Source organism: Bacillus sp. JJ1773, assembly GCF_036962035.1.
In the GTDB taxonomy this organism is placed as follows: domain Bacteria; phylum Bacillota; class Bacilli; order Bacillales; family Cytobacillaceae; genus Cytobacillus.
Genome location: NZ_JBALNX010000043.1, coordinates 149,530 through 160,870 on the forward strand (window position 1 = coordinate 149,530; position 11,341 = coordinate 160,870).

Consider the following 11,341-nt stretch of genomic DNA (forward strand, 5'->3'; position numbering starts at 1 on the left):
ATGGAATTGCTAGGTGCTGGTACAGCTTTTTTGATAGTAGCCGTTGTTCTTGCGATTATTCTATTGGGAGTTCTTTTTACATTTGTTCCAGTAATGCTTTGGATTTCAGCTTTGGCAGCTGGAGTCAGAGTCAGTATCTTTACATTAGTTGGGATGAGGCTCCGGAGGGTTATTCCAAGCAGGGTCATTAACCCCTTAATTAAAGCACACAAAGCGGGTATAGATGTAACGACAAATCAGCTGGAAAGCCATTATTTAGCAGGTGGGAATGTCGACCGTGTTGTGAATGCACTGATTGCCGCACATCGAGCAAATATTGAATTAAAATTTGAGCGCAGCGCAGCAATTGATCTGGCAGGCCGTGATGTTCTTGAAGCTGTCCAAATGAGTGTTAATCCAAATGTAATTGAAACACCTTTCATTGCTGGTGTTGCAATGGATGGAATTGAAGTAAAGGCAAAAGCTAGAATTACTGTTAGAGCGAATATTGAACGTCTTGTCGGGGGTGCTGGTGAAGAAACAGTCGTTGCTCGTGTTGGTGAAGGAATCGTCTCGACTATCGGTTCGTCAGAAAATCATAAAAAAGTTCTTGAAAATCCTGATATGATTTCTAGAACAGTCCTAGATAAAGGATTGGATTCCGGGACAGCCTTTGAAATCCTTTCGATAGATATTGCGGATGTGGATATCGGTAAAAACATCGGAGCCCATTTACAAACAGAGCAAGCAGAGGCAGATAAGAAGATTGCCCAAGCTAAAGCGGAAGAACGACGTGCAATGGCTGTCGCTTCAGAGCAGGAAATGAAGGCAAGGGTTGAAGAAATGAAAGCGAAGGTTGTAGAAGCTGAAGCACAAGTACCGCTTGCCATGGCTGAAGCGCTTCGATCAGGAAATATCGGGGTTATGGATTATATGAATATCAAGAATATTTCCGCTGATACAGATATGAGAGATTCTATTGGTCGGATTAATGATGATCACAAAGACGGCGGTCAAAGATAAATAAAGGCTCACTTTAATAAATAGAAGGGAGGGGGTTCCCTCTTGGAATTTATTTTCGAAAACCCAATTTTTATTATCGTAATAATTGGCTATATTATTTCCTTTTTCATGAAAAATAAAGGAAATCAGCAGCAACAGCGGAAAGGCAGCGGGCAGCAGGTGAAGCCATCTCCAGCTGAAGTGTTTAAGCAAATGCAGGAACGTATTCCTCAAATGGAGACGAGATCTATTGAAGAACAGCAAAGGCATCAGGCTGAACAAGCACTAAAGCTTGAAATGGAAGCTTTAGAAAGGCAGAGGCTTGCTGAAGAAGAGATAAATGCACTAAAGGAACAACAGGAAATGGCTAAGAAACAAGCGGAATTTATAAAGACAGTTTCTAAAGCTCCGGTACCTATTCAAGGTGCATTGCAAAAAGAATGGAGGCAGACCTTATCTCCTAGCAAAAAACAGCTTATCGATGGGATTATTTGGTCTGAAATTATCGGACCTCCAAGGGCATTAAAGGCTCATAAGTCAGTAAAAAAACAATAAATTATCTTAATTCATAGGTGAAAAATATGTGCTAGAACCCCCTTTCATTTCATACATATGAGATGAAGGGGGGTTCTTTTTTTATGGCAAGAAAGTGGGGACAATTCGTCCGAAAATGTTTGACAAAAAACATGGAGCTTCCTCAAGATGTCATGATGGATTTACCCCGCATTACGATGATCGGACAAATCCATATATATATTGAGAACCACCGTGGATTGCTTGCTTTTTCAGATAAAGAATTAAGGCTGCTCCTTAAGCAGGGTCAGCTGTTAATAAAAGGGAAAGCCTTTGTCATAAAAACGATTCTGCCCGAGGAAATTCTGCTGGAAGGGAAAATTGATCAAGTCACATATATTAACGATTAATTAAGGATGTCCTTACAGAAGGACAGTAGCCTTCTGTAGGGACTTATAGGAAGGGTATTATGAACAGCAAATTTGTGGTGATAAAGAGAATTCAGGGGGAAGGCAATGAAAAATCTTTGGGTCGAATTTTTTGGAGGGATTGTAACAGTTAAGACTAAGGGTAAAGGAATTGAGCGTTTTATTAATACTCTTACACGAAGCGGAATTCTTGTATGGCATGTAAAAAGGCACGGCACCGAAGCAGTAATCTTTAAAATGAAGCTAAATGATGTGAAGCAATTAAGAAATATTGTTCGGAACAGTGATTGCAAAATCGAATTTTTACAGCGGACAGGCTTTCCATTTATCTTTAAGCGCATGTTGAAAAATATTGGATTTGTTATTGGCGCCCCAATATTTTTATTAGTTATTATCATATTATCAAATATGGTTTGGGGAATAGAGATAAAGGGGGCAGACCCTGCAACTGAATACAAAATACGAAAAGAGTTAGATGAACTAGGTGTAAAACGTGGGAAAGTACAGTTTTTCTTAGATAATGTTGAAGCTATTCAGAGGAAATTGACAGATAATATTAAGGAAATTACTTGGGTTGGTGTGGAATTAAAAGGGACAACCTACCATCTTCAGGTTGTGGAAAAAACTGAACCAAATAAACCTGAATATTTAAGTCCAAGACATTTAGTTGCAAAAAAGAAGGCAATTATTGTTGACATGTTTGTTGAAGAAGGACAACCAAAAGTAAGTGTAAATGATCATGTTAATCCTGGTCAGCTCCTTGTTTCAGGAATTATTGGAGAGGATGGGCAAAAAACCGAGACAGTTCCGGCAAAAGGAGAAATCTTTGGTGAAACATGGTACACAACAACGGCTACAATTCCATTAAAAAACACCTTGCAAGTATTAAACGGAAATGAAAAACAAAAACATATTCTAAAGGTTGGAAAATATGAAATTCCGATATGGGGATTTGGTAAAGTGGATTACAAAGAATCCAAAACAGAGGCAAATGAGAAGAAAATCCACTTTTTAAAATGGGAGCTTCCAATATCTTATTTATTTAAAACAATAAGGGAAAGCGAACAGGTCATACAAATATATTCAAATGAAGAAGCATTTGAAGCTGCAAAAATTAGTGCGCGAAATGATATAAAAAACCTTCTTTCTGAAAATGCTAAAATTAAAGGGGAAAAAGTTTTACACAAGTCAGTAGAGAATGGTAAAGTAACTATATCAATACATTTCCAAATTATTGAGAATATAGCAGAAGCGCAACCAATTATTCAAGGAGATACGGAATGACTGAAGACTTGAAGACAATGAATGTACAACTTGAGAATCCGAATGAAGCAATGAGCTTGATTGGGAATTCAGACGCAAACATAAAAATGATTGAGCAAGAATTGTCTGTATCCATTGTTACACGCGGAGAAAATATTTTTGTTTCCGGTGAAATGGAACAGGTTGGAATGGTTGGAAAATTACTTTCTGAATTACTGCAGGTTATAAGAAAAGGAATCAACATTAGCCAGCGGGATGTCATGTACGGAATTCAAATGGCGAAAAAAGGTACTTTAGATTATTTTAGCGATTTATATGATGAAGAAATTATTAGAAATGCTAAGGGTAAGTCAATTCGTGTAAAGACGATTGGTCAAAGTCAATACATTCGATCCATTCGAACTCATGATCTTGTTTTTGGAATAGGGCCAGCTGGAACAGGAAAAACATATTTAGCGGTCGTTATGGCAGTAAACGCATTGAAAAATGGTCAAGTTAAGAAAATAATTTTAACTCGTCCTGCCGTTGAAGCGGGAGAAAGCCTTGGATTTCTGCCTGGTGACTTAAAAGAGAAAGTGGATCCGTACCTTAGACCTTTATATGATGCTTTGCATGATGTATTAGGGGCTGAACATACAGAAAGACTAATCGAAAGAGGAACGATTGAAATAGCCCCCTTAGCCTATATGAGAGGCCGGACGCTTGATGATGCTTTCGTTATCCTTGATGAAGCCCAAAATACAACCCATGCTCAGATGAAAATGTTTTTAACCCGTCTTGGATTTGGCTCGAAGATGGTGATCACTGGTGATAAAACACAGGTGGATCTCCCGAAAGGCGCAAAATCAGGATTAATTCTTGGCGAAGAAATTCTAAAAGGTGTGAAGGGGATCGCGATTGTGCATCTTGAAGAAAGTGATGTAGTCCGTCATCCTCTAGTAGCAAAAATTATTCATGCATATGGTCAGCACGAGAATTAAAACCGTCGGGAATACCGTACGGTTTTCTTTTGCTGTTTTCGTTAAGTGAAGAATTATGACTTTTTCAGAAGTTTTTTAAGAAGGATGAAACTTGTTTGAAAAACTGTTATCATTTTACATAATAAATGTAAGTCTTAATCGAATAGTAGAATCACTTATCTGGTCAGTTTCATTAACCAAGATAGGAGGGATTGAATGTGGAAAAACTGCAGCAATACTTAATGAAAATTAGAAATTTATTAGAATTAACATTTTTTAGAGTTCTTCTATTTATTTTTCTTGGGATTGTGATGTTCCTTGCTATGTACAGTAATGTTAAACCAGAAAAATTAGACCTAGGACTGTTTTCAGTTGCTGAGCAAACAATCAGATCTCCTATCACGATTGAAGATAAAGTATTAACGGAAAAAAGGAAAAAAGAAGCAGCAGATCATGTGCCGGACGTTTATGTAGTAAAGAAGGAAATTGCCCAAAATCGTGTAGACTTAATTACATCTATATTTGATTCTGCTACTGAGGTTAATGATGAGATACAAGATGATTTAGAAAAGAAACAAAAAGCAGCTGAAAGCACGGATGAAGCTGAAGGTGAAACAATCGTTTTTTCTGAACCAACACCTTCAGATAAATTATTGTTGATGAAGGAGAAGCTGACTGAGGATGTAACGAAGGACATTTCTGATCAGACCCTCCTGACTTTATTACAGGCATCTAAAGGCGAACTTACAATTGCTAAAGACGTTACAGTAACCGCGATTAATAATGTAATGAGCAAAAGAATTCCTGCAGATGAAGTGGAAAATGCAAAAAAACGGTTAGAAGAGGAGCTAAAGTATACAAGTTTGAACTCTGGCCTTAAAGTGGGAGCAATTGAATTAGGAAGATATGCAGTGTACCAGAATGAGTTTTATGATCCTTCTGCAACGGATGAGATGCGTCAGCAGGCAGTGGAGAGTGTTGAAGCTGTAAAAATTCTTCAAGGACAAATTATTGTTGAGGAGCAGCATTTAATCAGCAGAGATATTTATAGACAGCTAGAGCTAATTGGATTGCTTGACAACAACCATTCTATAAAGCCTTTTTTTGGCCTTGGATTAATTACCTTTATTATTCTTGCAGCCCTTTATTATAATTTTAATGAATTAAAGCTTCACTCCGAGCTAAAACAAAGTTATCTATTATTATTTAGCTTAATATTTGCCCTGTCCATTTTAATGATGAAGGGAATCAGTTTTTTTCCTGAATTTAAGTATTCGGAAATTAGCTACATTTTTCCAGCTGCCATGGGACCTATATTAATCCGAAATTTAATTGATGAACGAATGGCTGTGTTATTTACAATCATTATGTCCATTTGCGGAAGTATTATTTTTAACGAAGGAATAACAGGAGCCTTTCACGTTACTTCTGGAATTTATATTATTTGCAGCGGGCTAGCAGGGATCATATTTTTAACAAAACAAAAAAATCGGTCACGAATTTTACAAGCAGGTATGTTTGTGGCTGGTGTAAATGTGGTTTTGATTTTTTCCCTTATCTTTCTTAGAAACGGGCAATATGATGGGCTGGAATATGGCTTTTATTTGATTATCGGGGCGCTGTCAGGAATTTTGTCTGCAGTATTAGCCATTGGCTTGCTTCCTTTTTTTGAGGCTGGATTTGGCATTCTTTCTACAATCAGATTGATTGAACTGACGAGCCCAAATCACCCTCTTCTTAGAAAAATCTTAACTGAAGCACCAGGCACTTATCACCATAGCGTCATGGTAGCTAACTTGTCTGAATCTGCTTGTGAAGCCATTGGGGCAAATGGGCTGCTTGCACGGGTTGGCTGTTATTATCATGATATTGGCAAAACAAAAAGGCCGCAGTTTTTTATTGAAAACCAAATGAATATTGAAAATCCGCATGATCGGCTGCCTCCGCAAACTAGTAAAAATATTATCATTGCCCATGCGACTGATGGAGCAGAAATGCTTAGAAAACATAAAATGCCTAAGGAAATTGTAGATATTGCTGAACAGCATCATGGGACGACACTTTTAAAATATTTTTACCATAAAGCAGGTCAAAATGGGCTTGAGGTTAGGGAGGAAGATTATCGGTATCCAGGACCAAAAGCTCAAACAAAGGAGGCTGCTATTATTGGGATTGCAGATAGTGTTGAAGCAGCAGTCCGTTCCATGTCTAATCCTACCCCTGAGCAAATAGAGGGGCTCGTAAGAAATATTATTGCGGATCGTCTTCAGGATGGACAGCTTAATGAATGTGATTTAACGTTAAAAGAGCTGGAAACAGTCGCTAACTCTATTTGTGAAACATTAAACGGAATTTTTCATTCTAGAATTGAGTATCCAGAAATGACAAAGCAGAAGGTGAAACAGGCATGAGTTTAAATATCGACTTTTTAGATGAAACGAATGAGCTTACTGAGGAACAAACCTCTTATATTGAAGAACTGCTAAATTTTGCAGCAAAGTTTGAAAAAATTGAAGAAGAAAGTGAAGTATCTCTTACCTTTGTTAGCAATGAAAAGATTAGGGAAATTAATAAAGAATATCGCCATAAAGACAGTGTAACAGACGTCATTTCTTTTGCGATGGAGGAAATGGGGGAGGGAGAAATGGAGCTCGTAGGTCTTGATATGCCGAGGGTGTTGGGAGATATCATTATTTCCGTTTCAAGGGCATATGAGCAGGCCGAGGAATACGGGCATTCCTTTATGCGTGAAATCGGTTTTTTGGCGGTTCACGGCTTTCTTCATTTACTCGGCTATGACCATGAAACACCGGAAGATGAAAAAGAAATGTTTTCGCGTCAAAAGGATATATTAGATGAATTCGGCCTCCAAAGATAGAAAGAATCGGTTGTTACATTCATTTGGATACGCAATGTCAGGCATTAAAAAGGCCTTCAAACAGGAGAAAAATTTGAATATCCATTTATTTGTTTCGATTATTGTCATCTTAATGGGATTATTGCTTTCCATATCTATTTTGGAGTGGCTTATCATTCTCTTAGCTATTGGAGGCATGCTGTCATTGGAAATGATAAATTCCTCGATTGAAAGAGTAGTGGATCTTGTTACGGAAGACTATCATCCACTTGCAAAGGCAGCAAAGGATATGGCAGCTGGGGCTGTATTGATTTTTGCTATCATCTCAGTCATCATCGGATTGATTATTTTTCTTCCGAAATTAGCTTTGCTTATTTAAAACTGTCCTTTTTTGCAGGGCAGTTTTTTTGTTAAAATGATGAAATCATTGAGGTTTAATTAGATTTTTCCAGGGTAAAAAGCAAGAAATTGCAACAATTAACGAAACGATATTTGTAAATGACCCAATCGTTTTGATAAAATGACAGAGCAATACGACATATTTATCCTCATATTTTTGGAAAATTCAATTTTTTATATTACGTTTTTGCTACAATCAGTGATTTTGATTTCAATTTGAGGTAAAATAAAAGAAGGTAACATCTTTCAAAACGAAAGGAAGACTTATTAGTGCAAGTTGAAAAATTAATTGAAGAAGCGAAAGTCGCAAGAGAAAGAGCATATGTCCCTTATTCAAAATTTAAAGTTGGTGCAGCGCTCTTAACGTCAGATGGGAAAGTATACCATGGATGTAATATTGAAAATGCAGCATATAGCATGTGCAATTGTGCGGAAAGAACGGCTATTTTCAAAGCTTACTCTGAAGGAGTCAGGAACTTCACAGCAATGGCTGTAATAGCTGACACAGACCGTCCATGTTCTCCCTGCGGTGCATGCCGGCAAGTAATTGCAGAATTATGCCCTAAGGATATGAAAGTGTATTTAACGAACCTAAAAGAAGATATTCTTGAGATAACAATAGAACAACTACTGCCAGGAGCTTTTTCACCGGAGGATTTGAATGAATAATACTGAACAAGGACATAAATCAGGATTTATTTCCATTATCGGAAGACCAAATGTCGGAAAATCAACCTTTTTAAATCGAGTTATCGGGCAAAAAATTGCCATCATGAGCGACAAACCACAAACAACAAGGAATAAGGTTCAAGGAGTATTAACAACGAATGATGCTCAATTTATTTTTATTGATACTCCAGGAATTCATAAGCCGAAGCATAAACTAGGCGATTTCATGATGAAGGTCGCACAAAATACATTAAAAGAAGTCGATGTCATCTTATTTATGGTTAATGCATCAGAGGGTTATGGCCGTGGCGAAGAATTTATTCTTGAGAAGTTTCAGTCAGTTCGCACACCGATATTCCTGATCATTAATAAAATTGACCTAGTTCATCCAGATGAATTAATACAAATTATTGATTCTTACAAAGAAAAATATACCTTTAGTGAAATTATTCCAATTTCAGCACTTGAAGGAAATAATGTTGAAAATTTATTGGGGCAAATTAAAAAGTATATTCCAGAAGGACCACAATATTATCCTGCTGATCAAGTAACAGATCATCCTGAACGGTTTATCGTATCTGAGCTCATTCGTGAGAAAGCTCTTCATTTAACAAGAGAAGAAATTCCGCATTCACTTGCTGTGTTGATTGATAAGATGGAGCGCCGCGATGAAAAGGACATGGTTCATGTAATGGCCACGATCATAGTCGAAAGAGATTCCCAAAAAGGGATTGTCATCGGGAAACAAGGAAAAATGCTGAAGGAAATTGGTCAGAGAGCACGGCTTGATATTGAAAACCTACTCGGATCAAAAGTATTTTTAGAATTATGGGTAAAAGTTCAGAAAGATTGGCGAAATAAAATGTCGCAGCTGCGTGATTTTGGATTCCGTGATGATGAGTATTAGAAAAATATTTTTTAAATGAGTATTACTGTCAATTGTCCAGCCTTAACTAAGGTATTACGATCAAACACTAATTATGTTTATTTTTGATTTACAATATTTTTCTCTTATGAAATTTGAAAGACAGGCTATGATAAATGGTAAGGATTTGGGATAAAAGAAAATTGCGTTGAATAACGGAAAGGTGGGGTTTTCGATGATGGATTTTACCTGGAAAGTCTTTTCGCAGACAGGTAATATAGACACATATCTTCTCTTTAAAGAGCTAGAACAGGAAACTCAAGATATACCCGGAAATCAGGACGCAGAACTAACTGAAGTAGACTTTCCCATCTCATAGATTGTCTAAAACTTAGGGATGGTGGATATGGTGCTTGAAAAATGTGAGGGCATCATTATTAGAACAACAAATTATGGTGAAACAAACAAGATTGTAACTTTATACACCCGGGAATGGGGAAAGATTGGTGTGATGGCACGTGGAGCAAAAAAGCCGAGCAGCCGGCTCGCTGCTGTCACCCAACCTTTTACATATGGATATTTTTTAGTTCAAAGAAGCAGCGGATTAGGAAGTCTGCAGCAAGGTGAAATGATTTCTTCCATGCGCTCGATCCGCGAAGATATTTTTCTAACTGCCTATGCAAGCTATATTGTTGATTTAACAGATAAAGGTACAGACGATAGAAAGCCCAATCCTTATTTATTTGAATTAGTTTACCAATCATTAAACTTAGTCAATGAGGGATTTGACGCAGAAATTATTGTGAATATCTTCGAAATGAAAATGTTGAATACGTTTGGGTTGTATCCAGTTTTAAACCAATGCACCGTATGCAGCAGTACAGATGGTCATTTTTCTTTTTCAATAAGAGAGGGTGGGCTTATTTGCCACCGCTGCCTGGAAAAAGATCCATATCATTATAAAATTTCTCCAGCAACAGTGAAGCTATTGCGGCTCTTTTATTTTTTTGATTTATCACGTCTTGGAAATATTTCTGTTAAACAAGAAACAAAAGCAGAGCTTAAAAAAGTTATTAACGCGTATTATGAAGAATATTCCGGACTCAATTTAAAAACAAAAAAATTTTTAAACCAAATGGCTAAATTTGAGGATATTCTATAATCAATTATGGTCTTGACATTCAATTTCGTATCGTATATGATTCAAATTATTAAATTAATAGTTGCTGTGATAAAGAAGAGTACTTAATTATTTAATAAAAGCGAACCTAGGATGGTGTGAGCTAGGGTATTGAAGGTTAAGGAAGGCACTTTTGAGCAACATCGGCATAAAGAGGCTGCCTATCATTGGCAGCAAATAGGGTGGAACCGCGGGTTAACTCTCGTCCCTATGCTTTTAGCATAGAGACGGGAGTTTTTTGTTTTTTTATAACTCATGAAGTGAGAGGTGCAGTATGAACATTCAAAATATGATTTTAACTTTGCAAAAGCACTGGTCTGATTATGGGTGCATACTCATGCAGGCTTATGATGTGGAAAAAGGGGCAGGAACGATGAGTCCTTATACCTTCCTGCGTGCAATCGGTCCGGAACCATGGAATGTGGCATATGTCGAGCCGTCCCGTCGCCCAGCTGATGGACGATACGGTGAAAATCCGAATCGGTTATATCAGCATCATCAGTTCCAGGTCATTATGAAACCATCACCAGACAATATCCAAGAAATGTACCTAGACTCTTTACGTGCACTTGGCATTAATCCACTTGAGCATGACATTCGATTTGTGGAGGATAACTGGGAAAATCCTTCCCTCGGCTGTGCGGGCTTAGGCTGGGAAGTTTGGCTGGATGGCATGGAGATCACTCAATTTACGTATTTTCAGCAAGTAGGCGGAATTGAATGTAAACCAGTTTCCGTTGAAATCACATACGGAATTGAGCGGCTCGCTTCCTATATTCAAGAGAAGGAAAATGTTTTTGACCTTGAGTGGACAAACGGGTTTACAGTAAGAGATATCTTTTTGCAACCTGAATATGAGCATTCCAAATACACATTTGAAACATCAGATGTAGATATGCTCTTTAATCTGTTCAATATTTATGAAAAAGAAGCACATCGTCAAATGGAAGCGGGTCTCGTTCACCCGGCATATGATTATGTATTAAAATGCTCACATACCTTTAATCTGTTAGATGCTAAAGGAGCGATATCGGTTACGGAAAGAACAGGCTATATCGGACGCTGCCGAAATCTTGCAAGAAAAATTGCAAGAACCTTCTATGATGAACGTGAAAAGCTTGGTTTCCCAATATTAAAATAAAAAATGTATAACCTTTTTAAAATATGATAACTGTCTAGCTCCAGCGTCTAGCCCCAACGTACAGGATGTACTAGTGTCGACAATGC

13 protein-coding genes and 1 other annotated feature are annotated in these 11,341 nt (G+C 37.4%); all 13 genes read left to right on the forward strand.

What is annotated here, in order from left to right; all coding sequences use genetic code 11:
* The 13 genes from floA to glyQ all read left to right on the forward strand — a co-directional run bounded on the left by floA (position 1) and on the right by glyQ (position 11,255).
* Complete coding sequence (gene floA, locus V7127_RS12745; RefSeq protein ID WP_335345364.1) at positions 1-1,002, forward strand: flotillin-like protein FloA; 1,002 nt, start codon at positions 1-3, stop codon at positions 1,000-1,002.
* 42 nt (positions 1,003-1,044) lie between these two features.
* Positions 1,045-1,536, forward strand: a complete 492-nt coding sequence (locus V7127_RS12750) for a hypothetical protein (RefSeq protein ID WP_335354552.1) — start codon at positions 1,045-1,047, stop codon at positions 1,534-1,536.
* Between the two features lie 83 nt (positions 1,537-1,619).
* The gene (gene yqfC, locus V7127_RS12755; RefSeq protein ID WP_335486537.1) at positions 1,620-1,904 is read left to right on the forward strand and encodes a sporulation protein YqfC; all 285 of its coding nucleotides are present in this window, start codon (positions 1,620-1,622) and stop codon (positions 1,902-1,904) included.
* A gap of 105 nt (positions 1,905-2,009) precedes the next feature.
* Positions 2,010-3,206, forward strand: coding sequence for a sporulation protein YqfD (gene yqfD, locus V7127_RS12760; RefSeq protein ID WP_335486541.1), 1,197 nt, complete (start codon positions 2,010-2,012; stop codon positions 3,204-3,206).
* Positions 3,203-4,165, forward strand: coding sequence for a PhoH family protein (locus V7127_RS12765; RefSeq protein WP_335354550.1), 963 nt, complete (start codon positions 3,203-3,205; stop codon positions 4,163-4,165). Before yqfD ends, V7127_RS12765 begins: the two co-directional genes overlap by 4 nt.
* Before the next feature lie 197 nt (positions 4,166-4,362).
* Complete coding sequence (locus V7127_RS12770; protein ID WP_335486543.1) at positions 4,363-6,555, forward strand: HD family phosphohydrolase; 2,193 nt, start codon at positions 4,363-4,365, stop codon at positions 6,553-6,555.
* Positions 6,552-7,022, forward strand: coding sequence for an rRNA maturation RNase YbeY (ybeY, locus tag V7127_RS12775; RefSeq protein WP_335354548.1), 471 nt, complete (start codon positions 6,552-6,554; stop codon positions 7,020-7,022). The genes V7127_RS12770 and ybeY overlap by 4 nt, the downstream gene beginning before the upstream one ends.
* Positions 7,000-7,380, forward strand: coding sequence for a diacylglycerol kinase family protein (locus tag V7127_RS12780; protein ID WP_335354547.1), 381 nt, complete (start codon positions 7,000-7,002; stop codon positions 7,378-7,380). Before ybeY ends, V7127_RS12780 begins: the two co-directional genes overlap by 23 nt.
* 290 nt (positions 7,381-7,670) lie before the next feature.
* A complete protein-coding gene (locus V7127_RS12785; RefSeq protein ID WP_335345372.1) occupies positions 7,671-8,069 on the forward strand; it encodes a cytidine deaminase in 399 nt (132 codons plus the stop codon).
* Positions 8,062-8,976: a GTPase Era gene (era, locus tag V7127_RS12790; RefSeq protein WP_335486546.1), complete on the forward strand. Its 915-nt coding sequence runs from the start codon at positions 8,062-8,064 to the stop codon at positions 8,974-8,976. The genes V7127_RS12785 and era overlap by 8 nt, the downstream gene beginning before the upstream one ends.
* 193 nt (positions 8,977-9,169) lie before the next feature.
* Complete coding sequence (locus V7127_RS12795; RefSeq protein ID WP_082677167.1) at positions 9,170-9,313, forward strand: YqzL family protein; 144 nt, start codon at positions 9,170-9,172, stop codon at positions 9,311-9,313.
* A 30-nt stretch (positions 9,314-9,343) separates the two neighbouring features.
* Complete coding sequence (recO, locus tag V7127_RS12800) at positions 9,344-10,096, forward strand: DNA repair protein RecO (RefSeq protein ID WP_335486586.1); 753 nt, start codon at positions 9,344-9,346, stop codon at positions 10,094-10,096.
* Between the two features lie 57 nt (positions 10,097-10,153).
* Positions 10,154-10,327, forward strand: a binding site (T-box leader).
* 61 nt (positions 10,328-10,388) lie between these two features.
* Complete coding sequence (gene glyQ / locus V7127_RS12805; protein WP_335344568.1) at positions 10,389-11,255, forward strand: glycine--tRNA ligase subunit alpha; 867 nt, start codon at positions 10,389-10,391, stop codon at positions 11,253-11,255.
* Positions 11,256-11,341 lie beyond the last annotated feature (86 nt).

What these genes read in the sequence shown, in the direction of transcription:
- glyQ (WP_335344568.1), top strand. Translation starts at nt 10,389, where the DNA reads ATGAACATTCAAAATATGATTTTAACTTTGCAAAAGCACTGGTCTGAT.
- yqfC (WP_335486537.1), top strand. Translation starts at nt 1,620, where the DNA reads ATGGCAAGAAAGTGGGGACAATTCGTCCGAAAATGTTTGACAAAAAAC.
- V7127_RS12795 (WP_082677167.1), top strand. Translation starts at nt 9,170, where the DNA reads ATGATGGATTTTACCTGGAAAGTCTTTTCGCAGACAGGTAATATAGAC.
- era (WP_335486546.1), top strand. Translation starts at nt 8,062, where the DNA reads ATGAATAATACTGAACAAGGACATAAATCAGGATTTATTTCCATTATC.
- V7127_RS12765 (WP_335354550.1), top strand. Translation starts at nt 3,203, where the DNA reads ATGACTGAAGACTTGAAGACAATGAATGTACAACTTGAGAATCCGAAT.
- yqfD (WP_335486541.1), top strand. Translation starts at nt 2,010, where the DNA reads ATGAAAAATCTTTGGGTCGAATTTTTTGGAGGGATTGTAACAGTTAAG.
- ybeY (WP_335354548.1), top strand. Translation starts at nt 6,552, where the DNA reads ATGAGTTTAAATATCGACTTTTTAGATGAAACGAATGAGCTTACTGAG.
- V7127_RS12780 (WP_335354547.1), top strand. Translation starts at nt 7,000, where the DNA reads ATGAATTCGGCCTCCAAAGATAGAAAGAATCGGTTGTTACATTCATTT.
- floA (WP_335345364.1), top strand. Translation starts at nt 1, where the DNA reads ATGGAATTGCTAGGTGCTGGTACAGCTTTTTTGATAGTAGCCGTTGTT.